Genomic DNA, 24880 nt, shown 5'->3' with positions numbered 1-24880 from the left:
CGCGCACCCGCCCTGGGCGCGCCGATGGCTCAGCGCCGCGGCGGGCGGGGTAACCTAGGCGATCTGCAGCTCGTTGCCGGGGATCGAGGCGAGAAGCTGTCGGGTGTACGGGTGCTCGGGGTTGCTGAAGAGCTGCTCCGACGGCGCCGACTCGACGATGGCACCGTTCTGCATCACGCAGACGCGGTCGCTGATCAGCCGCACGACCGCGAGGTCGTGGGAGATGAAGAGGTAGCTGAGGCCGAGGCGGTCCTGCAGCTCGGTGAGCAGGTCGAGGATCTGCGCCTGCACGAGCACGTCGAGCGCCGAGACGGGCTCGTCGCAGATGATCAGGTCGGGGTTCAGCGCGAGCGCGCGCGCGATGGCGACGCGTTGGCGCTGGCCGCCGCTGAGCTCGCTCGGGTAGCGGCGCAGCATGGTCGTCGGCAGCGCGACCTGGTCGAGCAGCGCCCGCACCCGGGTGCGGCGTTCGGTCTGCGAGCCGCGCTTGTAGGCGACGAGCGGTTCCTCGATGATGCGTCCGATCGTGAACGACGGGTTCAGCGAGGAGTACGGGTCCTGGAAGATCGGCTGCACGCGCTCGCGAAAGTCGCGCAGCTGCTTTTTGTCGAGCTTCGCGACGTCGCGGCCGTTGAAGTTGATCGAGCCCGAGGTGGGATCGAAGACCCGCAGCATCATGCGGGCGGTCGTGGTCTTGCCTGAACCGCTCTCGCCGACGATCGCGACCGTCTGCCCGCGCGGGATGTCGAAGGAGACATTGTCGACGGCGACGAACGGCGTCTTCTGGCCGCGCACCGGGTAGTGCTTGGTGAGTCCGCGCACCTCGACGATGTTGTCGGCCGGTGCGGCCGGTGCGGCGACATCGGGCCGGTCGGCGAGGTGGATCACGGGCCGGGCCGGAATTGACCGCGCGCGAATCGCGGCGACGCTCGGGGCGGCGTTCACGAGCGCCTTCGTGTAGTCGTGCTTCGGTGTCGCCAGCAGTGCGGCGGCGGGGCCGGTCTCCACGACGAGACCGCGGTGCATGACGACGAGTTGGGAGGCCCGTTCGGCGGCGAGGCCGAGGTCGTGGGTGATCAGGAGCACGCCCGAGTGCAGTTCGTCGGTCATCCGGTCGATCTGGTCGAGGATCGTGCGCTGCACGGTCACGTCGAGCGCGCTCGTCGGTTCGTCGGCGATGAGCAGCTTCGGGGAGCAGGCGAGGGCGATCGCGATCAGGGCCCGCTGGCGCATGCCGCCGGAGAATTCGTGGGGGTATTGGCGCGCGCGTTCGGCGGCGTTCGGCAGGCCGGCCGCGGTGAGGGCTTCGATGACCTTCGCGGCGACGTTCTTGCGGGTCGCTTTGCCGTGCGCGAGCAGGGTTTCGGCGACCTGGGTGCCGATGCGGGACACCGGGTTGAGGTTCGACATCGGGTCCTGCGGCACGAGACCGATCGATGCGCCGCGGATGCCGCGCATCTCGGATTCGGGCAGCCCGACCAGTTCTCGCCCGTTGAACTCGATGCTGCCGCCGGTGATGCGCCCGTTGGCGGGCAGCAGGCCGATGATCGCCATGGCGGTCGTGGACTTGCCCGAGCCGGACTCGCCGACAATGGCGAGGGTCTCACCCTGCGGGATGTCGAAGGACACGCCCCGCACGGCATCCACGTCGCCGCCGGTCGTCTTGAAGGAGACGGCGAGGTCACGCACACGCAGCAGGGGCACCGATGATGAGTCCATCTGTCCATCCTGCCCCACGGCCGACACCGCACAGGTGTTTTCTGCACAGCTGTTACCTGCCTGAAACCTTGCCGGCCCGCGGGTGTCCCGCGAAAACTAGCGGGACTGGCGCTTCTTGCCGGGGCGCGGCTGGCCCTTCACGGCGGGCGCGCGGCCCTGACCCTTCGAGGCCTTCGCCTTGCCACCGGTGTTCGGGGCGGTGCGTTTGGCGAGGGCGACGGATGCTGCCAGCTCGAGGCGGGCATCCTTCAATAGGGCAGTGCCCGCCTCGGTGAGGGTGGTGGCGGGGGCGTCCCGGTCGAAAAGGGGAAAGCCGACCTGCTTTTCGAGGGTGCGGATTGAGGCGCTGAGCTTCTGGCGGGTGACGCCGAGCAGGGTCGCGGCGCGCACGAAGTCGGGTTCCTCGGCCGCGGCGATGAACTGCCGAAGCAGGGTGATATCCAAGAGTGAAGCCTTTCGTGGCGGGCGGGTGTGCGCGAGACTTCTAGGCTACGCGACGGGGGTCTTGGCCGCAGGGCCGCGGCGTGGAACGCTGGGAACATGACGACCCTGCCGATGTTCCCGCTCGGAACCGTGCTCTTCCCGTACATGCCCCTGCAGTTGCGGGTGTTCGAGGAGCGCTACCTCGTGATGCTCGCCAAGGTGCTCGATGCCGACTCGCCGGAATTCGGCGTGGTCCTGATCGAGCGCGGGCAGGAGGTCGGCGGCGGCGAACACCGCTTCGGGGTGGGCACCGTGGCCCGGGTCACGCAGGTCTCCGCCCCCGAGGGCTACCTCGGGGTGATCGCCCAGGGCGAACGGCGCATCGAGGTGGTCGAGTGGATGCCCGAGGACCCGCATCCGCAGGCCGTCGTGCGGCAACTCGCCGACCTCGACTGGGACGACTCGCTGCTGCCGCTGCGGGAACGGGCTGAGGCCAGCGTTCGCCGCGGACTGGCACTCGCGAGCGAGTTCACCGACCAGGAATGGTCGCCCGAGGTGGAGCTGTCCCAGGACCCGGTCGCGGCGGCGTGGCAGCTCGCCGCCGTAGCCCCGCTCGGGCCGCTCGACCAGATCACCCTGCTGCGCTCGGAGACGATGGAAGCGTTGTTGACCGCGGTGCTCGAGCTGGCGACGATGGCCACCAACACGCTCGGCGAATCCTGGCCCGACCAGGCGCCGGGCGGGCCCGAATAACCCGCGACGCAGCTCCTGCGATGAACGGGACTCCGGCGCAATACGCACGCGTTAGGCTGGTCGCACCAACGGGGTTCACCTGACCCTCGCTGACCCACGGCTCCGGCCGGCGACACCCGGAGAACTGATGACCGACACGGACACCACCGCCCAGCGTTTCTCACCCCTGCACCAGGCGCACATCGACGCCGGTGCGAGTTTCACCGACTTCGCCGGCTGGCAGATGCCGGTGCGCTACTCGAGTGACCTCGCCGAGCACCACGCCGTGCGCACGACGGCGGGCCTGTTCGACCTCTCGCACATGGCCGAGATCCGGGTCAGCGGACCGGATGCCGGCGCCTACCTCGACTACGCGCTCGCCGGCAAACTGTCGGCGATCACGCTGCTGCAGGCGAAGTACAGCCTGCTGCTGGCCGAAAACGGCGGCATCATCGACGACGTCGTCGTGTACCGCACCGCCGACGCCGAGTTTCTCGTGGTCGCCAACGCCGGCAACCGGTTTCCCGCCGTCGAAGCCCTGCAGGCCCGGGCCGCCCGGTTCGACGTGACCGTCGTCGACGAGAGTGATGACACCGCCCTGATCGCCGTGCAGGGGCCGGCCGCACTCGCGATCCTGGCTCAGACGGCCGGTTTCGCGGCATCCGCTGAGCTGAAAGACCTGGGCTACTACCGCGCCGTGACCGGCAGTTTCGACGGCGTGCCGGTGTTCATCGCCCGCACCGGCTACACCGGCGAGGACGGCTTCGAACTGTACCTTCCGAACGAGAACGCCGCCGCCCTCTGGGACGCTCTGCTGGCCGCGGGTACCGACGCCGGCCTGGTTCCCGCCGGGCTCGCGAGCCGCGACACGCTGCGCCTCGAGGCGGGCATGCCGCTCTACGGTCACGAACTGACCCGCAACACCTTTCCCGCGCAGGCCGGACTCGGCCGCGTCGTGAACCTCGCCAAGGACACCGATTTCATCGGCCGCGCCGCGAGCGAAGAGGGCCCGAGCGCCGAGGCTCCCGTGCTGGTCGGCCTGATCAGCACCGGCAAGCGCGCGGGACGTGCCGACTACCGCATCTTCCGCACCCTCGACGCGTCCGAGCCGGAGGGCATCATCACGAGTGGCGCCCTGTCGCCGACCCTCGGCTACCCGATCGCAATGGCCTACGTGCCCGCGCCGCTCGCCCGCCTCGGCACCGAGGTCTACGTCGACGTGCGCGGCACTCGCATTCCCGCGACGGTCACGTCGCTCCCCTTCTACAAGCGCCAGAAATAGCACCGCCACCAGCTTTCACAGTTTCATACCGGTTCACCTGAGAGGAATTCCCATGGCAGACACGTCTGAACTTCAGTACACCAGTGAGCACGAGTGGGTGCTGGTCGACGGCACCATCGCGACCGTCGGCATCACCGCCTACGCCGCCGAGAAGCTCGGCGACGTCGTCTTCGTCGAACTGCCCGAGGTGGGCAGCGCCGTCGCGAGCGGCACCGTCGTCGGCGAGATCGAGAGCACCAAATCGGTCGGCGAGCTCTTCGCCCCCGTCAACGGAACCGTCACCGCCACCAACGCGGCCGTCGTCGACAGCCCCGAACTCGTCAACAGCGACCCCTTCGGTGAGGGCTGGCTGATCAAGGTCGAATTCACCGAGCTGCCGGCGCTGCTCAGCTTCGCCGAGTACACCGCCCTCACCGGCGAATAGTCGCCGATATGACCTCGTCGACCACCCCGGCCGTGCGCACCAGCCCCGCGCCCGCCGCGCTTCCCTTCGTCGAACGCCACATCGGTACGGATGCTGCCGCCCAGCAGCACATGCTGGCCACCCTCGGCTACGACTCGCTTGACGCCCTCGTCGACGCCGCGATCCCCGCGAACATCCACGCCGACTCCTTCCGCACCGCCGGCGACAGCACCCTGCCGCCGGCCGCGACCGAGCGGGAGGCCATCGCCGAACTGCGCGTGATGGCCGAGTGGAACACCGTCAAGCGCTCGATGATCGGCCTCGGCTACTACGACACCATCACGCCCGCCGTGATCCAGCGGGGCGTCTTCGAGAACCCGAGCTGGTACACCGCGTACACGCCGTACCAGCCCGAGATCTCCCAGGGCCGACTCGAAGCCCTCATCAACTTTCAAACCATGATCGCCGACCTCACCGGACTGTCGACTGCGAACGCGTCGATGCTCGACGAGTCCACCGCCGTGGTCGAGGGCATGCTGCTGGCCCGCCGCGCCTCCAAGGTCGCCGCCCGCCGGTTCATCGTCGATGCGGATGCCTTTCCGCAGACCCACGCGCTGCTCGCGAACCGCGCGGCCGCCCTCGGCATCGAGCTGGCGATCGTCGACCTGAACGAGCAGACCACCGCCGCCGACCTCGGCGAGTACTTCGGTGTCTTCGTGCAGTACCCCTCGAAGAGCGGACGGGTGTGGAATCCGGCATCCGTCATCGCCCTCGCACACGAACAGAAGGCCCTCGCGGTCGTGGCCGCCGACCTGCTCGCCCTCACCCTCATCACCTCGCCGGGCGAGCTCGGCGCCGACGTCGCCGTGGGCACCAGCCAGCGCTTCGGAGTGCCGATGGGCTTCGGCGGACCGCACGCCGGCTACATGGCCGTGCGCGGCGGCCTCGAACGCCAGCTGCCCGGCCGCCTCGTCGGCGTGAGCGTCGACGCCGCCGGCCACCCCGCCTACCGCCTCGCCCTGCAGGTGCGTGAGCAGCACATCCGCCGCGACAAGGCGACCTCGAACATCTGCACCGCGCAGGTGCTGCTCGCCGTGATGGCCGGCATGTACGCCGTCTACCACGGGCCCGACGGGCTCCGCCAGATCGCCGGCCAGGTGCACGAGAAGGCCGGCCAGCTCGCCGCCGCCTTGACCGCCGCCGGTGCCGAGGTACTCTCGACGAGCTTCTTCGACACCCTGCTCGTGTCGGTGCCCGGCCGCGCCGAGGAGATCCTCGCCCGCGCCGCCGAAAACGACGTGAACCTGCGCCTGGTCGACGGCGACACCCTCGGCCTCTCGGTCGACGAGACCACGACGCTCGCCGATCTGTCCTGGGTCGTGCAGGCCTTCGGCGGATCCGACGCCTTCGGACACGTCGACTTCGGCACCGCGGTCGTGGGACTTCCCGCCGAACTCGCGCGCACGAGCGAGTTCCTCACCCACCCGGTCTTCAACACGCACCGCTCCGAGACAAGCATGATGCGCTACCTGAAGCGCCTCGCCGACGCCGACTACGCGCTGGACCGCGGCATGATACCGCTCGGCAGCTGCACCATGAAGCTCAACGCGGCGAGCGAGATGGCGGCCGTCAGCTGGCCCGAATTCGCCGGGCTCCACCCCTTCGCGCCCCGAGCGGATGTCGAGGGCTACCTCGGCCTGGTGCGCCAGCTCGAAACGTGGCTGACCGACGTCACCGGCTACGACTCCGTGTCCCTGCAGCCGAACGCCGGCAGCCAGGGCGAACTCGCCGGGCTGCTCGCGATTGCGGGGTACCACCGGTCCCGCGGGGACACTGCCCGCACCGTGTGCCTGATTCCGTCGAGCGCACACGGGACGAATGCGGCATCCGCTGCCCTCGCCGGCATGCGCGTCGTCGTCGTCGCCTGCGACGAGCTCGGCAACGTCGACCTCGACGACCTGACGGCCAAGATCGTCGAGCACACCGCCGACCTGGCCGCGCTCATGATCACCTACCCCTCGACCCACGGGGTCTACGAGCACGAGGTCGCCACGATCTGCCGCGCGGTGCACGACGCCGGCGGCCAGGTCTACGTCGACGGCGCCAACCTCAACGCCCTGCTCGGCTTCGCCCGCTACGGCGACTTCGGCGGCGACGTGTCGCACCTCAACCTGCACAAGACGTTCTGCATCCCGCACGGCGGTGGAGGCCCCGGTGTCGGACCGGTCGCGGCCAAGGCCCACCTCGCGGCGTTCCTGCCGGGGCATCCGCTCGCCCAGAGCGACGAGCACTACCTGCTCACGCCCCCCGACGAGCCGACCGCGACCGTGGTGCACGGCGGCGGCCCGGTGTCGGCCGCACCGTACGGCAGCCCGAGCATCCTACCCATCTCCTGGGCCTACGTGCGCATGATGGGCGCCGACGGCCTGCGCGCCGCGACCGGAGCCGCGGTGCTGGCCGCGAACTACGTCGCTCGCCGGCTCGAGGGCGCCTACCCGCTGCTCTATTCGGGCGAGAACTCGCTGGTCGCGCACGAGTGCATCCTCGACCTGCGGCCGTTGACCGCTGCGACCGGGGTCACCGTCGACGACGTCGCCAAGCGCCTGATCGACTACGGGTTCCACTCGCCGACGATGAGCTTTCCGGTCGCCGGCACCCTCATGGTCGAACCGACCGAGAGCGAAGACCTCGCCGAGATTGACCGCTTCATCGAGGCCATGCTCGCCATCAAGGCCGAAGCGGATGCCGTGGCCGCCGGCACCTGGCCGGCCGACGACAACCCGCTGCACAATGCGCCGCACACGGCGCAGGCCGTGATCGCGGGGGAGTGGGAGCATCCGTATGACCGCGAGACGGCGGTCTACCCGCTCGCCTCGCTCGTGCGCGGCAAGTACTGGCCGCCGGTGCGCCGCATCGACAACGCCTTCGGAGACCGCAACCTGGCCTGCTCCTGCCCGCCGCCGGAGGCCTTCGAGTAGATCTCCGACCGCCCTGCCGCTCGGCGGGGCGGGGTGGCGCCGCGAGTGGGCGCAAATCGCCCCATGGATGCCCGACGGTCGCCGCGAGTGGGCGCAACTGGCCCCTTGAACGCGCGGCAAGGGGCAGTTCGCGCCCACTCGTGAGCACCATGGGGCCATTTGCGCCCACTCGTGCGCAAATGCCCCATGGCACAGATTTTGATTCGTGAGGTGGCGAAGACCGCCCCATCATCACGATCCTGGCCCGCGAGGTGGCGAAGACCGCCCCATGAACGCTCGCGAAGGGGGCATCTCTGACGCTTCGCGAGCAGCATGGGGCCACCTCTGACACTTCGTGCGCGAGGTGTCAGAGAACGTCCTTTGGCCTACCCCGGGCCATCGTCGCGCTGATGGGTTCGCACCAGCAGTCACGGGTCGCCTGAAACACTCCGTGAGCGTCGGCTTGGACGCGCCACGGTCGCAGACGGACTCCCTCGGTGAAGCGTGGTCGAGAAGATTCAGTGCGAACAGGGTCGGACGGTCTCGCTGCTCTGGCTTAGGAGGCGGGGGCGAGCAGCCCCGGAAACCAGGCGAGCGCGAGGGGGTAGCCGACGAACGAGAGAATGTCGAGCAGCCAGTGCGTCACGACGAGCGGCATCGTGCGCCCCCAGCGCTCGTAACACCAGCCGAACACCACCCCCATCACCACGTTGCCGAAGAACGGCCCGATGCCCTGGTACAGGTGGTAGCTGCCGCGCAGGGTCGCCGAGGAGAGGATGATCGCCCACCGTGACCAGCCGAGCTCGCGCAGCCGGGTGAACAGATAGCCCACGACGATGATCTCCTCGAGCAGAGCGGCCCGCAGTGCCGCGAGCACGAGAATCGGGATCGTCCACCAGAAGGCGTCGATCGGCGAGGGCACCACGGCCACGGTGAAACCGAACGCGCGCCCGGCCAGGTAGAGCCCGAGCCCGGGAATGCCGATGAGCAGCAGCAGCCCGACGCCGCCGAGCACGTCCTTACCCGGTCGGGTGAAGTCGAAGCCGATGCGCCGAAACGCGCTCTGCCCCGGCCGCCACAGCAGAAACAAGACGAGCGCAACCGCGAACACCCCGAAGACGATCCCCAGAAACTGGTACGTGAAGTCGAGCCACTCGCGCGGCGATTGCGACCCGTTCAGGGTGGCCGACTGATCGGCGAGCGGCGTGACATCCGTCAGCCGGGCAATGATCGACACGATCGAATAGACAGCGGATGCCCCGAGCGACAGCCCGAGCACGATCCCGACCTCCCAGTACAGCCGCGTGCGCTCGGGCCGGGAGAGGGCCGGCGTCGCGAGTGCACGGTCGAAACGCCGGACGGACGGAGTCTCGGAGCTCGGGGCCGCGGAACCTGGGGCTAAGGAACTGGGAGGTCCTGCGTCCTCGGGCACGAGCGGTTCAGGCACGCGCGGGCATCTTGCAGGCCGGCGTGCCGCCGGGAAGCTTGTGGCGGTAGCGGGCAACGAGTCGGTAGCCCAGCTCGGCGATCCAGGACCAGGGCGGTACGGTGCCGAGCCAGCCGGCGAACCGGAAGGCGGCGATCGGCTGGCGGCGCAGGATGGCGGCGATCGCGGCCGCGCCACCGTAGCGGCGGCCGTCGGCCACGAACCAGACCCGGCGGGTGGCTTCAGCCCGGGTCACGCCGTACGGCGCGAGATCGGTCCACTGGAACGGCGAGGCGTGCGGCATGGCGGGCAGCAGGCGGGTCGCCCACGTGACGGCGGTCGTGCAGAAGGCGCAGTCGCCGTCGAAGATGAGCAGGGCAGTGAGCGGAACCGTCGCGGGGGCCATGTCCTCATTGTGTCATTGCGGCAGGTTCGCCGCGCTGACAGGCAGCACCGAGACTTGCGCCGACATCTCACGCGGCCCGGCACATCCCCCACGCCCGCCGAGCCCCTAACAGCCCCCTCTTCGGGGGCGCAAATCTGCACGATTGTCTACGTTGCTGCATATTCTAGAAGTCGAATGTTTCGTCTCGGTAACATTTCTTCCCCCAATTGGGGGGATGCCCTACCCCCTATCTAGGGTACATAGAACTGGTACGACGGCGTGGCCAAGAGCCTGCCCGGGTACCCCTGTGCACTGGAGGACAATTGAAAATCAGGAGAATGGGCACCACTGCCATCGCTCTCGCCGCCGTCGGAGCCCTCGCGCTCAGCGGATGCTCATCCGAACCGGAATCAACGGGCGACGGGAGCGCGATCGTCACCACGAACGGCTCCGAACCGCAGAACCCACTGATCCCCACCAACACCACCGAAGCCGGTGGCGGCAAGATCGTCACCTCCGTCTTCGCCGGTCTCGTGTCCTATTCCGCGACCGGCGAGGAAGAGCTCGAGGTCGCCGAGTCCATCGAGTCTGACGATGCCACCACGTGGACGGTCACCCTCAACGATGGCTGGACCTTCACCAACGATGAACCCGTCACCTCGGAGTCCTTCATCGACGCCTGGAACTACGGCGCGCTCTACGACAACGCCCAAGGCTCCTCCTACTTCTTTGACAACATCGTCGGCTACTCCGACGTGCAGAACACCATGGATGACCCGTCCGGCGCGGTCGACGAAGACGGCGCCCCGCTCCAGGTCGGCGATCCGCTTGCCGAAACCATGAGCGGCCTGACCGTCGTGGATGACACCACCTTCACCGTGGAACTCGCGGCCGCCGAGGCCGACTGGCCGCTGCGCCTGGGCTACACCGCCTACTCGCCGCTGCCCCAGGTCGCCTTCGACGACATGGATGCCTTCGGCGAGAACCCGATCGGCAACGGTCCCTACGAACTTGCCGCCGAGGGAGCGTGGGAGCACGACGTGCAGATCGCCCTCGTCACCAACCCCGACTACGCCGGCGTGCGCGTGCCCAAGAACGGCGGGCTCGACATCGTCTTCTACGGCACCCAGGAGGGTGCCTACGCGGCCGTGCAGGGTGGCGACCTCGACGTGCTCGACGCGCTGCCGTCATCCGCTTTCGCGAGCTACCAGTCCGACTTTCCGGACACCTTCGTGAACCAGCCGGCCGCCGTCTTCCAGGCGTTCAACATGCCCTACTATCTCGAGCACTGGAGCGGCGAGGAAGGCGAACTGCGCCGCGCCGCCATCTCGATGTCGATCAACCGCGAAGAGATCACCGACGTCATCTTCCAGGGCACTCGTACCCCGGCGACCGACTTCACCTCGCCCGTCATCGACGGCTACTCCGACTCCCTCGAGGGCTCCGATGTACTGGAGTACAACCCCGACGAGGCCGTCGCCAAGTGGGCCGAAGCGGATGCGATCTCGCCCTACGAGGACACCTTCGACATCGCCTACAACTCTGACGGCGGCCACTCCGCCTGGGTTGATGCCGTGGTCAACAGCATCAAGAACACCCTCGACATCGAAGCCGTCGGCAAGCCGTACCCGACCTTCGCAGCCGCCCTCGACGACCGGTCCGCCGCAACGCTGACCGGTGCGACGCGCGCCGGCTGGCAGGCGGACTACCCGTCGATGTACAACTTCCTCGCCCCGCTGTACCAGACCGGTGCAGGCTCGAACTATGAGGGCTACAGCAGTGAAGAGTTCGACACCTTACTTGACGAGGGTGCTTCGGCCTCGAGCGTCGAAGACGCCACCGCCAAGTACGTGGAAGCGCAGGAGGTGCTGCTGAAGGACCTGCCGACGATTCCGCTCTGGTACGCCAACGTCACGGGGGTCTGGGCCGACACGGTTCAGAACGTTGAATTCGGCTGGGACTCCGTGCCGCTCTACTCCGACATCACCAAGGAATAGCTGACCGGCACCACCAGCACCACACCGTTCGGCCGTGCGCTGTTCGGGGCCTCGCGCACCGAACAGCGCACACCCCAGATTGATTCGACTTCTCGGCTGCCGCGAGTTGCGCGCAGCACCGAAAGTTCCTTCACCGATTGCGATTTTCATGCCTATCTGTTTCACCGTGGGCACCTGATGCTCTGGTATACCGGCAAGCGCCTGCTCCAGATGATCCCCGTGTTCTTTGGCGCCACCTTCCTCATCTACTTCATGGTGTTCTCCCTCCCCGGAGACCCCATCGCGGCCCTGTACGGCGACCGCCCGGTTTCCCCGGGCGTGATCGCGCAGATCCGCGCCGAGTACAACCTCGACAAACCCCTGATCGAGCAGTACCTGCTCTACATCGGCGGTTTCTTCCAGGGTGATCTCGGCACCACGTTCTCCGGCCGAGCGGTCTCCGACGTGATGGCCTCGGCCTTCCCGATCACCGCCCGCCTCGCGATGCTGGCCCTGTTCTTCGAAGCCGTCGCCGGCATCCTCGTCGGCCTCGTCGCGGGCCTCCGCAAGGGCAAGTTGTTCGACGCGAGCGCCCTCGTGGTGAGCCTGCTGCTGATCAGCGTGCCCACCTTCGTGATCGGCTTCGTGCTGCAGTACGTCTTCGGCGTGCAACTCGGACTGTTCCGCACGACGGTGAGCGGGTCAGCGCCCCTGGACGAACTGATCATGCCCGCGCTGGTACTGGCATCCGTCTCGTTCGCCTACATCGTGCGCCTCACCCGCGCCAGCGTCTCCGACAACCTCGGTGCCGACTTCGTGCGCACCGCCACGGCCAAGGGCCTGTCCCGGCCCCGCGTGGTGACCGTGCACGTGCTGCGCAATTCGCTCGTGCCCGTCGTCACCTTCCTGGGCGTCGACATCGGCTCGCTCATGGTCGGCGCCATCGTCACCGAGGGCATCTTCAACATCAACGGCGTCGGCGGCACCGTCTACGACGCCATCCAGCTCGGCGAGGGACCCACCGTGGTGTCCTTCATCGCCGTGATGGTCGTCATCTTCGTCGTCGCCAACCTGTTCGTGGACCTGCTCTATGCGGCCCTGGACCCGAGGATCCGTTATGCCAAGTAACACCACGCCCGGCGCACGTCCCGACCAGGGCCATTTCGTCGCCGCACTCGAAGACACCCCGATCGCGCCGCTCGACAAGCTCGACGAGAGCCAGAAAGCGCGCAGCACCTGGGCGGATGCCTGGCAGTCGATGCGTCGACGGCCCACTTTCTGGATCTCCTCGGCCCTGATCCTGCTCGTCGCCGCCGTGGCCCTGTTTCCCGGGCTGTTCGCGAGCGCCCAGCCCAACGACGGCTGTGAGCTCGGCAACAGCAACGGCGGCCCCGAGGCCGGACACCCCCTCGGCTTCACGTTCCAGGGCTGCGATATCTACGCCCGCGTGATCTTCGGCACCCAGGCATCCGTCACCGTTGGCATTCTCGCCACCGTGCTCGTCACGGTCGTCGGCATCGTCGTCGGCGCTCTCGCCGGCTATTACGGCGGCCTGCTCGACGCGATCGTCTCCCGCATCGGTGACATCTTCTTCGCCGTACCCACCGTGCTCGGTGCCATCGTGCTGCTCTCGGTGCTGCCCGACCGCACCCCGGTGACGATCGCGCTCGTGATGTCGATCTTCGCCTGGCCCCAGATCGCCCGCATCATGCGCGGCGCGGTGCTGTCGGCCAGCAATTCCGACTATGTGACGGCATCCGTCGCCCTCGGAGTGTCGAAGTTCACGATTCTCGTGCGCCACGTGCTGCCGAACGCGATCGCGCCCGTCATCGTCATCGCGACGGTGTCGCTTGGCACGTTCATCGTGGCCGAAGCCACGCTGTCCTTCCTCGGCATCGGCCTGGGCGAGGGCATCATGAGCTGGGGCAACGATATCGGCGACGCCCAGAGCACCATTCGCACGGCCCCGCAGGTGCTGCTCTACCCCGCAGCCGCCCTCTCGATCACCGTGCTCTCCTTTCTCATGCTCGGCGACGTCGTGCGCGACGCCCTCGACCCCCAAGCGAGGGCACGCCGATGACCCAGTTAGTGACCCAGACCGTGCCCGTGCTCGACCCGAACGACACCCGTCCGCTGCTTCAGATTCGTGACCTCGAGGTGGGCTTCAAGACCCAGTACGGAGTGGTTCCCGCCGTGCGCGGTGTCAGCCTCACCCTCTACGCCGGGCAGACCCTCGCCATCGTGGGGGAGTCCGGCTCGGGCAAGACCACCACGGCGCAGGCGGTCATCAATCTGCTCGCCGGTACCGGCCAGGTGACGGCCGGGCAGATCCTGTTCGAAGGCCGCGACCTGACCGCGCTCACACCGAAGGAAATGGAGAATGTGCGCGGCAGCCAGATCGGCTACGTGCCCCAGGACCCGATGTCGAACCTCAACCCGGTGTGGAATATCGGCTTCCAGGTCGAGGAGGCCATCAAGGCCAACAGCGACCTGCGCGGCAAGGACCTGCGGGCCCGCACGATCGAGGTGCTCAAAGAGGCCGGGCTGAGCGACGCGCAGGACCGCCTCAAGCAGTTTCCGCACCAGTTCTCCGGCGGCATGCGCCAGCGCGTGCTGATCGGCATCGGGCTCTCAAGTCGCCCGAAGCTGCTGATCGCCGACGAGCCCACGAGCGCCCTCGACGTGACCGTGCAGCGTCAGATCCTCGACCACCTCGGCACCCTCACCCGCGACTACGGCACGAGCGTGCTGTTCATCACCCACGATCTCGGCCTCGCGGCTGAGCGCGCCGAACAGCTCGTGGTCATGTACAAGGGAAAAATCGTGGAATCGGGACCCTCGAAGGAGATTCTGGCCAACCCGCAGCATCCGTATACGCAGCGGCTGGTGGCAGCGGCCCCGAGCCTGGCGTCCAAGCGCATCCAGGCCAAGAAACACGACGAGGCAGCGGAGATCTACTCCGCCGGGGGTACGGACACCGCACTGATCGACCGGGCCGCGATCCGCGAGGAGCAGGCGCCCACCCGCGACCTGATCACGGTCGAGGGCGTCAGCAAGCTCTACCGCATTCGCACCAAGGGCCTGAAGTACACCGAGCTGCTCGCCGTGAACGATGTCTCGTTCGGCATCAAGAAGGGCACCACCTCGGCGATCGTCGGTGAGTCCGGCTCGGGCAAGTCCACGGTGGCCAAACTGATTCTGCAGCTCGAGACGCTCACGAGCGGCCGCATCGAGTTCGACGGACGCGACGTGGCCGGCCTCACGGGCAAGGAACTGCTGAAGTTTCGTCGACGGGTGCAGCCGGTGTTCCAGGACCCGTACGGATCGCTCGACCCGCAGTACAACGTGGGCAACACCATCGCGGAACCGCTGCTCGCGCACAAGATCGGCACGAGCAGGGAGCGACAGGCCCGCGTGCTCGAGCTGCTCGATCAGGTGTCGCTGCCGGCGGCGACGCAGTTCCGCTATCCGAGCGAGCTCTCGGGCGGGCAACGGCAGCGCATCGCAATTGCCCGGGCGCTGGCGCTCAAGCCCGACGTGCTCGTGCTCGACGAGGCCGTGTCGGCCCTCGACGTGCTGGTTCAGGGGCAGATCCTGAACCTGCTGACCGAGCTGCAGACCGAGCTGGAACTGACGTACCTCTTTATTACTCACGACCTCGCGGTCGTGCGCCTCGTTGCCGACAACGTCTGCGTCATGCAGAAGGGCCGCATCGTCGAGGCGGCATCGACGGACGACGTCTTCGACAACCCCCAGCAGGCGTACACGCAGGAGCTGCTCGCGGCCATCCCGGGCGGGGACTTCGAGTTCGGTGGTAAATGATTCGAGGCACCACATTCAAGAAAGTTGAGAAAACCGGCGGCTCGGCGAACGTTCTTAATCAGTTGAAGCGCTTACATCGATGAATTTGTGCATTCCAGCCAATATTTCGCAATTATTAGTTACCAACGTGTAACGTTTCGGCACTTCGTTAGGTGCCGGTGTCTACCCTCCCTAGGGTCAAAGGTACCCAGCACGGAAGTGATGCCACATTGGGTCGCTCTCACTGGTCCACCCTGCACAGGAGGAAATCTGAGAATCAGACGCATCGGGGCAACTGTTGCCACCGTTGGCGCCGCCGCGCTCGTGCTGTCCGGCTGTTCGGCCCCCGTGGCCGACTCCGGACTCGACACAGGAACGTCGGTCAACGTTGCATGGGGGCAGCCGTTCTACTCGTATAACGGGAACACGACTTTTGGTAACGCAACCGCCAACAACAACATCACCTACATGACGAACGACTGGTTCAACTACTACGACAACACCCCGGAGCTGGTGACGAACGAGTCCTTCGGCAGCATCGAAGTCGTCTCCGAAGACCCGCTCACGGTGAAGTACACCATCGCCGACGGCGTGAAGTGGTCGGACGGAACCGACGTCGACGCAGCCGACCTGCTCCTCGACTGGGCCGCCAACTCGCGCTCTCTCGACACCCCCGACTTCGACCCCGCCGACTTCACCGACGCGGACACGGGTGAATTCACCGACGCCTTCCCCACCGACGTGGTCTACTTCGACTCCGGGGCCCAGCCCGACACCGGCCTCGGCCTCGTGCGCGACACCCCAACCCTCAGCGACGACGGCAAATCCATGACGATGGTCTACAGCTCCCCGTTCGTGGACTGGGACCGGGCCCTGCCCGAGGCCCTGCCGGCACACGTCGTGGGCAAAAACGCCCTCGAACTCACCGACAACGCCGAAGCGAAGGATGCCGTGGTCGCGGCCATCGAGGACGGCGACGAAGCCGCTCTCGCGCCGATCTCCTCGTTCTGGAACGGCGGCTTCAACTTCAGCGAACTGCCCGAGGACCCCGAGCTGTACATCGGCACCGGGCCGTACACGATCTCCGCCTTCGAGGCCGAGCAGTTCATCACCCTCACGGCGAACCCTGACTACACCGGTGAGAACACCCCGTCGATCGAAGAGATCACGATTCGGTTTATCGACGACCCGCTGGCTGCCGCGCAGGCGCTGGAAAACGGCGACGTCGACGTCATCTCGCCCCAAGCGACGTCTGACCTCGTCACCGCGCTCGAAGCCGTCGAGGGCATCACCCTCGTCACCGGCGTTGAAGGCACCTACGAGCACGTCGACCTGCAGTTCGACCAGTCCAAGAGCGGTCACTTCAACGACCCGCTGGTGCGCGAAGCGTTCCTCAAGGTCATTCCGCGCCAGGAGATCCTGGACAAGCTGATCAAGCCGATCGCCGGTGACGACGCCGAGCTCCGCGGCTCTCAGCTGCTCGTTCCGGGCGCTGAAGGCTACGACGACTCGGTCGCCGAGAACGGCTCGACCGCCTACACCGACGTCGACATCGAGGGTGCCACGGAGCTCCTGGCCGAGGCCGGCGTGACGAGCCCCGAGGTCTGCATTCTGTACGCCTCGAACAACCCGCGCCGGGTGCAGGAGTTCCAGCTGATCCAGACCTCCGCGGCCCTGGCCGGCTTCAACGTGACCGACTGCGGCAGCACCGAGTGGGGCGGCCTGCTCGGAACCCCGGGCGCCTACGACGCCTCGCTGTTCGGCTGGCAGTCCACGAGCCTCGGAGTGACGGAATCTGGACCGACGTTTGAAACCGGCGGCATCAACAACCTGAACTTCTTCTCCAACGAAGAGGTTGACTCGCTCATTCAGGAGTTGAGCGGCGAGTTCGAGCTCGAGGCACAGATCGCGCTTCAGCAGGAGATCGACAAGCAGCTCTACGACAACTATTACGGGGTCACGATCTTCCAGTTCCCCGGAGTCACCGCGTTCAGCGACAACATCGAGGGCATCGAGCCGTCGATCCTTGCGCCGACCATCTTCTGGAACGTCTGGGATTGGACACTCGCAGCCGAGTAGTGGGGCCTCAGCTCGATTAACGAGTGACAGCTCGACTAACGATTGACATGCAGTGCGGGCGCTGGGACCAACTGGTCCCAGCGCCTTCCCCCGACTACAGGTAGGTTGCCACCACTCATGGCTTCATTTGTCATCCGGCGTCTGATCGCCGCTTTTTTTGTTCTTTTGGCCGCAACGTTCCTCATGTACATGCTCGTCGCCCTGTCCGGCGATCCGCTCGAGGAACTGCGGCAGGGCAATGCCCCGAACAAGGAACAGCTCATGGACTCGCTCAGCGCGAGGCTCAACCTTGACGTTCCCCCCTATCTTCGGTATTTCCTCTGGCTCGGCGGGGTCTCCCAGTGTTTCGTCGGCCAGTGCGACTTCGGCGTCAACGTGCAGGGCCTCCCCGTGCTCACGCTGCTGGAGCAGGCGATGGGATCAACACTGCAGTTGGTCACCAGCGCCCAGATCATCGCCATCATCGTCGGCCTCATAGTGGGCATCACCACCGCGCTCCGCCAATACAGCGGATACGACTACACGATCACGTTCGCATCCTTCCTGTTCTTCTCCCTCCCGGTCTTCTGGGTGGCCGTGCTGCTCAAGCAGTACATCGCCATCGGCTTCAACAACTGGCTCGCCGATCCCGTCATCGGGATCCCGGTCATCATCGTCATCTCCGTCGTGTCCGGCCTGCTGTGGATGTCCTTCCTCGGCGGAGCGGCCAAACGACGGTTGATCACCCTCGGGGTGGCCACCGCGTCAACCGCGGTCATGCTCACCTATTTCGAACTGACGAACTGGTTCAGCACCCCGAACGTCGGCATCGTGGGAGTCGTCGTGACGGCGATCGCCGCGGCGCTCGGCATCACGGCGATCTCGGTCGGCCTCGCGAACAAGCACGCCGTTCGGGGTGCCCTGGTCACCGCCGCCGTGGGCATCGCGCTCTACTACCCGATGATCTACTTCGTCTTCCCCGGCATGGGGATGCCGCTGTTTCTCGCGCTCGCCCTCGGCGCCGTCGTCGGCGGCGGAGCCATTGGTTACTTCTTCGGCGGCCGGGACCGCTGGCAGTCGGCCCGTACCTCGGCCATCGGCGCCGTGATCGCCCTCGAGGGGTTTCTCATGTACTGGGACGCGTACTTCAACTCGTCGCGCATCACGGGCCGTCCGATCGCCACGATCGGGTCGTCCACGCCCAACCTCGGCGGCAACTTCTGGATCCAGGGGATCGATACCTTCACCCACCTCCTGCTGCCGACGATCGCGATCATCCTGATCTCCTTTGCCAGCCTCACCCGGTATACCCGGGCGAGCATGCTCGAAGTGATGAACCAGGATTACATCCGTACCGCACGGTCGAAGGGTCTCACGCAGCGCACCGTCGTGGTGCGCCACGCCCTGCGCAACGCGCTCATCCCGATCTCCACGGTGATCGCCCTCGATATCGGTGCCCTGATCGGAGGCGCGGTCATCACCGAGACCGTCTTCGGCTGGAGCGGCATGGGCCAACTCTTCCTCGGCGGGCTGCATGACATCGACCCGAACCCGGTGATGGCCTTCTTCGTCGTCACCGGCCTGCTCGCCGTTGTCTTCAACCTGGTCGCCGACCTTCTCTACGCGTCCCTCGACCCCAGAATTCGGGTGTCCTAATGTCTGAGCTCAACTCCGCCCTGCAGGACCCGCCCCAGGGCGGTGGCCCCAGCGACGAAACCACGATTGAGCAGCGGCAGACCGTCGGCCTCAGCCAGGGCCAGATCGTGCGCAAGCGCTTCTTCCACCATAAGGGCGCCGTCGTCTCCATGGTCGTTCTGACCTTCGTGGTACTGCTGGCCTACACCTCGGTCGGCCTGCACATGTTCGGCATCAGCATTCCCGGCTGGTGGCAATGGCACTGGAATGCCACGCCGCCCCTGGTCAACAGCGGTGTTCCCACGATGAGCCTGATCCCCGGTCCGGGCTTCGGCTTCGGGCCGCACCCCTTCGGGCAGGACCAGATCGGCAAGGACATCTTCGCCCTCGTCATGCGCGGTGCCCAGCAGTCCATCATGATCATGGTTCTCGTCGGACTGGTCGGCACCGGCCTCGGCGTGCTGATCGGTGCCCTCGCCGGTTTCTATCGCGGCATCGGAGATGCGCTGCTGATGCGTTTCACCGACGTCATCATCACGATCCCGTTCCTCGTGATCGGTGCGGTTGTCGGTCGTGCCGTCGGCGGCTTCGGAGCGCCGGTGCTCGGTATGTTCCTCGGGCTGTTTGCCTGGACCGGCCTCGCCCGACTCGTGCGCGGCGAATTCCTGTCGCTTCGGGAACGTGAATTCGTCGATGCGGCGCGGGTCTCCGGTGCCAGCGACAAGCGCATCATCTTCAAGCATATTTTGCCGAACTCGGTCGGCGTCATCATCGTGAGCGCGACCCTGCTCATGGCCGGCGCGATCCTCGCCGAGACGGCGCTGAGCTTCCTCAACCTCGGAGTGCAGAGCCCGGACACCTCCCTCGGCGTGATCGTCTCGCAGAACCAGGCCGCGTTCGCGACCCGCCCGTGGTTGTTCTGGTGGCCCGGTGTGTTCATCATCGTCATCGCGCTCACCGTCAACTTCATCGGTGACGGCCTGCGGGATGCCTTCGACCCGCGCCAGAAGAAGATGCCGTCACCGAAGGCGCTCGCCAAGGCGCTGGCACGTCGGGCCCGTGACGCCCGCGCGTCGAAGTAGTTCCTGATCGTGGATCTACGCCGAGTCGGGTCAGGGCAGCAGCACGCTGAGCGCGAACCCGATCAACAGAACGCCGATCGCGGCAATCGTGCCGCGATGGATGGTCAATCTCAGCGCAGCGGATGCATCCGGTTGCGCGGTGAGGGCGCCGTCGCCCTGCAGCTCCTCCCAACGCTGACGCAGCACGAAGGCCACCTGGCCGGAGGGCGTACTGACCGAATCGCCGGGCCGCACGCTGTTGCCGGCGCCGTAGGCAGATGCATTGAGGTTGCGAACGTCGCCGCGTTCGATGCTGATGGCGCCGCGCACACCGGGGCTCGGCGCCGCCCACACCGACACGCGACGCGTGGGGGTATGCAGGGTCACGCTGTACTTGGTGTCGATGCGCTCGATGAGGGGCCACGGCACGGCGACCGTGTGGAACACATTGGTGACCGTGACCTCGTCGTCGTCGATCACGATCTTCGGGCGCCAGAACAGGGCGAAGGCCGAAAAGGCCAGCAATGCCGGCAGCCAGATCGTGCGCAGCAGGCTCGACACGTCGCCGGCGAGTCCCAGGCCGATCACACCGGCGAGGCAGACCGCGGCGACGACACAGGCCAGGACACGCCCGAAGACCGGACGATATTCGAACGACGGATGTTCATCACGGGGCTCTGTGGGCATTCGGCCATTTTCGCATCACCCATTCGCACTACCAAACAGGATCGTGAGCAATGACTAACGCAGCAGCCCGTGAAACCTCCGGCTCGGCCGCCTCCGACGGAACAGACCCCGACGGTCTTCCCGAGGTTGTGCTCGAGGTTACCGACCTCGACGTGGACTTCTGGGTCGAAGGCGAACTGTTTCCGGCCAGCATCGGCATGAACTACCAGGTGCGTCGCGGCGAGGTGCTCGCCATCGTCGGCGAATCCGGCTCCGGCAAGAGCACCGGCACCATGGCCCTCCTCGGCCTGTTGCCGCAGAACGCGCGCATCCAGGGCTCGATCAAGCTCCTCGGTAAGGAGATCAACGGTATCCCCGAGGCGGAACTGCGCAAGGTGCGCGGTAACACCGTGGCCACGATCTTCCAGGAGCCGATGACGGCGCTGAACCCCGTCTACACCGTCGGGTTCCAGATCTCCGAAGCGCTACGCTCGCACTTCGACATGTCGCCGGCCGAAGCGAAGACGCGGGCCATCGAACTGCTGACGATGGTCGAGATGCCGACCCCGGAACTGACCTACAACAAATTCCCGCACCAGCTCTCGGGCGGCCAGCGCCAGCGGGCCATGATCGCGCAGTCCATCTCGTGCGACCCGGTGCTGCTCGTCGCCGACGAGCCCACCACGGCACTGGACGTGACCGTGCAGGCCGAGATCCTCGACCTGCTGCGCAACCTGCACACCCGACTGGATAGCGCCATCATCCTGATCACCCACGACATGGGAGTCGTGGCCGACCTGGCCGACCGGGTTCTCGTGATGAAGAACGGCTTAACGGTGGAAACGGGCACGATCGACGACATCTACAACAACGCGCAGCATCCGTATACACAGCAGCTGCTCGCCGCGGTGCCGCACCTCGGGCGGGGCATCGAGACGATTGAGCGCGAACAGGTCGTGCGCGAGGCCGGTGTCGCCCCCGTGCTCGACTTTCAGAACGTCGCCATCGATTACCCCAAACGCGGACGCATTCCCGCCTTCCGCGCCGCGAAGGAGATCACCTTCCAGGTCTTCCCGCGTGAGATCGTTGGGCTGGTAGGGGAGTCCGGCTCGGGAAAGACGACCCTCGGGCGCGCAGCGGTCGGACTGCTGCCAATCGCCGACGGCACGCTCATCTCGTGCGGCCTGGACATTTCGAAGGCGAGCCTGCGTGACCTTCGTCCGCTGCGCCGCAAGGCCGGCATCGTGTTCCAGGACCCAGCATCCTCGCTGAACCCGCGGATGCCGATCGGCGAGTCCATCGGTGAGCCCCTCTACCTCTCAGGTGAGGCTCGGGGCGACGAGCTCGACAGGCGAGTGCAGACGCTGCTCGAACAGGTGGAGCTGCCCACGAGCTACCGCAACCGGTTTCCGCACGAGCTGTCCGGCGGGCAGAAGCAGCGCGTCGGCATCGCCCGGGCGCTCGCGCTGCACCCAGACCTGCTCATCGCCGACGAGCCCACGAGTGCGCTCGACGTGTCGGTGCAAGCACGGTTTCTCGACCTGCTGCAGGAACTGCAGGCCAGCCTTGGTTTCGCCTGCCTGTTCATCAGCCATGACCTTGCCGTGGTCGATGCCCTCGCGCACCGGATCGCCGTGATGCACAAGGGCAAGCTGATCGAGCAGGGCACGAGCGCGCAGATCCTGCGGGCGCCCAGGGAGGCCTACACGCAGCGGCTGATCAGCGCGGTGCCCGTGCCGGACCCGGCCGAACAGCGCTTGCGCCGGGAGGCGCGCCAGGCCGCCAAGCTGTCCGGCGCCGCGTAGGGCCGCCTCATCGGGCCGCCGGGCGGGGCATCCGTCGCCTCGGATAGCGTTCTCAGCCGCGCAGTCGTGAGCATGCAGTAGGATAGTACTTTGGGTCAGCCTATGACCCCTTGTTTCCATTCTTCGTCGCCAGCGGTACTCTGCGGCATTCATTCTTCGTAAGGATCTATTTTTATGGCGATTGCTACGCGCAATAACCTCCGAAATGTTGCCATCGTCGCTCACGTTGACCACGGTAAGACGACGCTGGTCGACGCGATGCTCCAGCAGACCGACTCGTTCGCCGACCACTCCAAGGTCGAAGAACGTGCCATGGACTCCAACGAGCTGGAGCGCGAAAAGGGCATCACAATTCTCGCCAAGAACACGGCGGTCTCGTACAAGGGCATCCACGCGAAGGATGGCCCCATCACCATCAACGTGATCGACACCCCCGGCCACGCCGACTTCGGTGGCGAGGTCGAGCGCGGCCTGTCCATGGTCGACGGTGTCGTCCTGCTCGTCGACGCATCCGAGGGCCCGCTGCCGCAGACCCGTTTCGTGCTGCGCAAGGCGCTCGAAGCCAAGCTTCCCGTCATCCTGCTGGTCAACAAGACCGACCGTCCCGACGCGCGCATCGATGAGGTCGTGGCCGAGAGCCAGGACCTGCTCATCGGTCTCGCGAGCGACATGGCCGACGACTTCCCCGACCTCGACCTCGACGCCGTCCTCGACGTGCCCGTCGTCTACGCCTCGGGCCGTAACGGTGCCGCCAGCTGGAACAAGCCCGAAGACGGCACCCTGCCCGACAACGATGACCTCGAGCCGCTCTTCGACGCGATCCTCAAGCACATCCCGGCACCGACCTACGATGACACGCACCCCCTTCAGGCGCACGTCACCAACCTCGACGCCTCGCCGTTCCTCGGCCGCCTCGCGCTGCTGCGTATCTTCCAGGGCACCATCAAGAAGGGCCAGACCGTGGCCTGGGTGCAGCAGGACGGCACCGTCAGCAACGTGAAGATCACCGAGCTGCTCATCACCAAGGCGCTGGACCGCTACCCGACCGAGAGCGCCGGCCCCGGCGACATCGTCGCCGTTGCCGGTATCGAGAACATCACCATCGGTGAGACCCTCGCCGACCCCGACGACGTGCGCCCGCTCCCGACCATCACGGTTGACGACCCGGCCATCTCGATGACCATCGGAACCAACACCTCGCCGCTCATGGGCAAGGTCAAGGGCCACAAGCTCACCGCCCGCATGGTCAAGGACCGCCTCGACCGCGAACTGGTCGGTAACGTCTCGCTCAAGGTCGTCGACATCGGACGCCCGGACGCCTGGGAGGTGCAGGGCCGTGGAGAACTGGCCCTCGCCATCCTCGTCGAGCAGATGCGTCGCGAAGGCTTCGAGCTCACCGTCGGCAAGCCGCAGGTGGTCGTCAAGCGCATCGACGGCAAGGTTCACGAGCCCTTCGAGCACCTCACCATCGACGCTCCCGAAGAGTACCTCGGCGCCATCACGCAGCTCCTCGCCGCCCGCAAGGGTCGCATGGAGAACATGGCCAACCACGGCACCGGCTGGGTTCGCATGGAGTTCATCGTTCCCTCGCGCGGCCTGATCGGCTTCCGCACGCAGTTCCTCACCGACACGCGCGGTACCGGTATCGCCAACGCGATCCTGCACGGCTACGAGCCCTGGGCCGGCACCATCAGCACCCGTACCAACGGCTCCATCGTGGCCGACCGTCAGGGTGCGGTGACGCCGTTCGCGATCATCAACCTGCAGGAGCGCATGTCGTTCTTCGTGCAGCCGACCTCCGAGGTGTACGAAGGCATGGTCATCGGCGAGAACTCGCGCGCCGACGACATGGACGTCAACATCACCAAGGAAAAGAAACTGACCAACATGCGTCAGTCGAGCTCGGATTCGTTCGAGTCGATGACCCCGCCGAAGGTGCTCTCCCTCGAACAGTGCCTCGAGTTCGCCCGTGAAGACGAGTGCGTCGAGGTCACCCCCGCCGCCGTGCGTATTCGCAAGGTGGAGCTCACGGCCGGCGCTCGCTCGCGCCTGGTCTCCCGCGTGAAGAAGATGGACGCGTAGTCTTCTTGTGAAATAGAGAACCCCCGCAGCTTCGGCTGCGGGGGTTTTCTTGTTAAGGCTGCCGAGTGAATCCGGGATGCGGCGCCGGTGTGAAAAATACTGAAAAGTTTTTTTTCTTGTTTCGCTGGTTGAGGCCCGAGTGGGGCGCTGGTCGGGGCTGGAATGTCGGTGGTTCGGTATTGACTAATGCTCATGAAGACTACTGGGAGTGAGGAAAGTCTCCCGCCCGATGACCCGGGCGGGTACGGCGGTGCCGTGGATGGCTGGGCTGGCTCAGATGACTGGGCTGGCCCGGACGGGGTCAGCCTGGATGACTGGGCTGGCCTGGACGACTGGGTCGGTCTCGATGACCGGGTCGACGTGCAGATTGTGGCCGACTACGAACTGCAGCGGTGGGCTGACATCGAGCATGAGGAGCCCGCGGATCCGGAGGCGGTTCCGGTTCCGCCGGATCGGTTCGCCACCGAGC

Annotated in this window: 19 protein-coding genes; 14 read left to right on the top strand and 5 right to left on the bottom strand. The window is 66.5% G+C overall.

Features of this window, described 5'->3' with window-relative positions:
* Window positions 1-54: 54 nt before the first annotated feature.
* Both D6T64_RS16965 and D6T64_RS16960 read right to left on the bottom strand, forming a co-directional pair.
* Entirely contained in the window at window positions 55-1719 is a 1665-nt protein-coding gene (locus D6T64_RS16965) for an ABC transporter ATP-binding protein (RefSeq protein WP_119975870.1), read from the bottom strand.
* A gap of 96 nt (window positions 1720-1815) precedes the next feature.
* On the bottom strand, window positions 1816-2163 hold the full coding sequence (locus D6T64_RS16960; protein WP_119975869.1) for a LysR family transcriptional regulator: 348 nt from the start codon (window positions 2161-2163) through the stop codon (window positions 1816-1818).
* Window positions 2164-2259: 96 nt separating this feature from the next.
* On the opposite strand from D6T64_RS16960, the gene D6T64_RS16955 reads away from it, so the two are divergent.
* The 4 genes from D6T64_RS16955 (at window position 2260) to gcvP (ending at window position 7537) form a co-directional block, all read left to right on the top strand.
* Window positions 2260-2895, top strand: a complete 636-nt coding sequence (locus tag D6T64_RS16955) for an LON peptidase substrate-binding domain-containing protein (RefSeq protein WP_119975868.1) — start codon at window positions 2260-2262, stop codon at window positions 2893-2895.
* 127 nt (window positions 2896-3022) lie between these two features.
* A complete protein-coding gene (gene gcvT, locus D6T64_RS16950) occupies window positions 3023-4156 on the top strand; it encodes a glycine cleavage system aminomethyltransferase GcvT (protein WP_119975867.1) in 1134 nt (377 codons plus the stop codon).
* Between the two features lie 52 nt (window positions 4157-4208).
* Entirely contained in the window at window positions 4209-4580 is a 372-nt protein-coding gene (gcvH, locus tag D6T64_RS16945) for a glycine cleavage system protein GcvH (protein ID WP_119975866.1), read from the top strand.
* 8 nt (window positions 4581-4588) lie between these two features.
* Window positions 4589-7537 carry an aminomethyl-transferring glycine dehydrogenase gene (gene gcvP, locus D6T64_RS16940; protein ID WP_119975865.1) on the top strand — a complete coding sequence of 983 codons (2949 nt, stop codon included), beginning with the start codon at window positions 4589-4591 and terminating at the stop codon, window positions 7535-7537.
* Between the two features lie 535 nt (window positions 7538-8072).
* On the opposite strand, the gene D6T64_RS16935 is transcribed toward gcvP, so the two are convergent.
* The gene (locus D6T64_RS16935) at window positions 8073-8816 is read right to left on the bottom strand and encodes a CPBP family intramembrane glutamic endopeptidase (RefSeq protein WP_233551338.1); all 744 of its coding nucleotides are present in this window, start codon (window positions 8814-8816) and stop codon (window positions 8073-8075) included.
* 139 nt (window positions 8817-8955) lie between these two features.
* Entirely contained in the window at window positions 8956-9348 is a 393-nt protein-coding gene (locus D6T64_RS16930; RefSeq protein ID WP_119975864.1) for a thiol-disulfide oxidoreductase DCC family protein, read from the bottom strand.
* 317 nt (window positions 9349-9665) lie between these two features.
* Here D6T64_RS16930 and D6T64_RS16925 point away from each other — a divergent pair, with 317 nt between their 5' ends.
* The 7 genes from D6T64_RS16925 to D6T64_RS16895 all read left to right on the top strand — a co-directional run bounded on the left by D6T64_RS16925 (window position 9666) and on the right by D6T64_RS16895 (window position 19879).
* Window positions 9666-11324 carry a peptide ABC transporter substrate-binding protein gene (locus D6T64_RS16925; protein WP_119975863.1) on the top strand — a complete coding sequence of 553 codons (1659 nt, stop codon included), beginning with the start codon at window positions 9666-9668 and terminating at the stop codon, window positions 11322-11324.
* Between the two features lie 177 nt (window positions 11325-11501).
* The gene (locus D6T64_RS16920; RefSeq protein WP_119975862.1) at window positions 11502-12431 is read left to right on the top strand and encodes an ABC transporter permease; all 930 of its coding nucleotides are present in this window, start codon (window positions 11502-11504) and stop codon (window positions 12429-12431) included.
* Window positions 12421-13383, top strand: a complete 963-nt coding sequence (locus D6T64_RS16915; protein WP_119975861.1) for an ABC transporter permease — start codon at window positions 12421-12423, stop codon at window positions 13381-13383. The genes D6T64_RS16920 and D6T64_RS16915 overlap by 11 nt, the downstream gene beginning before the upstream one ends.
* On the top strand, window positions 13380-15125 hold the full coding sequence (locus D6T64_RS16910; RefSeq protein WP_119975860.1) for a dipeptide ABC transporter ATP-binding protein: 1746 nt from the start codon (window positions 13380-13382) through the stop codon (window positions 15123-15125). The genes D6T64_RS16915 and D6T64_RS16910 overlap by 4 nt, the downstream gene beginning before the upstream one ends.
* A gap of 447 nt (window positions 15126-15572) precedes the next feature.
* Window positions 15573-17183: an ABC transporter family substrate-binding protein gene (locus D6T64_RS16905; RefSeq protein WP_233551312.1), complete on the top strand. Its 1611-nt coding sequence runs from the start codon at window positions 15573-15575 to the stop codon at window positions 17181-17183.
* 117 nt (window positions 17184-17300) lie between these two features.
* Entirely contained in the window at window positions 17301-18818 is a 1518-nt protein-coding gene (locus tag D6T64_RS16900; protein WP_119975859.1) for an ABC transporter permease, read from the top strand.
* Entirely contained in the window at window positions 18818-19879 is a 1062-nt protein-coding gene (locus D6T64_RS16895) for an ABC transporter permease (protein WP_119975858.1), read from the top strand. The genes D6T64_RS16900 and D6T64_RS16895 overlap by 1 nt, the downstream gene beginning before the upstream one ends.
* 30 nt (window positions 19880-19909) lie before the next feature.
* Here D6T64_RS16895 and D6T64_RS16890 read toward each other — a convergent pair whose 3' ends face one another.
* On the bottom strand, window positions 19910-20545 hold the full coding sequence (locus D6T64_RS16890; protein WP_119975857.1) for a PH domain-containing protein: 636 nt from the start codon (window positions 20543-20545) through the stop codon (window positions 19910-19912).
* 50 nt (window positions 20546-20595) lie between these two features.
* Between D6T64_RS16890 and D6T64_RS16885 the strand changes: the two genes are divergently transcribed.
* The 3 genes from D6T64_RS16885 to D6T64_RS16875 all read left to right on the top strand — a co-directional run.
* The gene (locus D6T64_RS16885; protein WP_119975856.1) at window positions 20596-22329 is read left to right on the top strand and encodes a dipeptide ABC transporter ATP-binding protein; all 1734 of its coding nucleotides are present in this window, start codon (window positions 20596-20598) and stop codon (window positions 22327-22329) included.
* A 174-nt stretch (window positions 22330-22503) separates the two neighbouring features.
* Window positions 22504-24411, top strand: a complete 1908-nt coding sequence (gene typA, locus D6T64_RS16880) for a translational GTPase TypA (protein ID WP_119975855.1) — start codon at window positions 22504-22506, stop codon at window positions 24409-24411.
* Window positions 24412-24603: 192 nt separating this feature from the next.
* On the top strand, window positions 24604-24880 hold a 277-nt coding region (locus tag D6T64_RS16875; RefSeq protein WP_147364605.1), incomplete at its 3' end, for a hypothetical protein.

Source organism: Cryobacterium melibiosiphilum (assembly GCF_003602235.1).
Taxonomy (GTDB): Bacteria; Actinomycetota; Actinomycetes; order Actinomycetales; family Microbacteriaceae; genus Cryobacterium; species Cryobacterium melibiosiphilum.
This window is presented reverse-complemented; position numbering and strand designations above follow the sequence as displayed.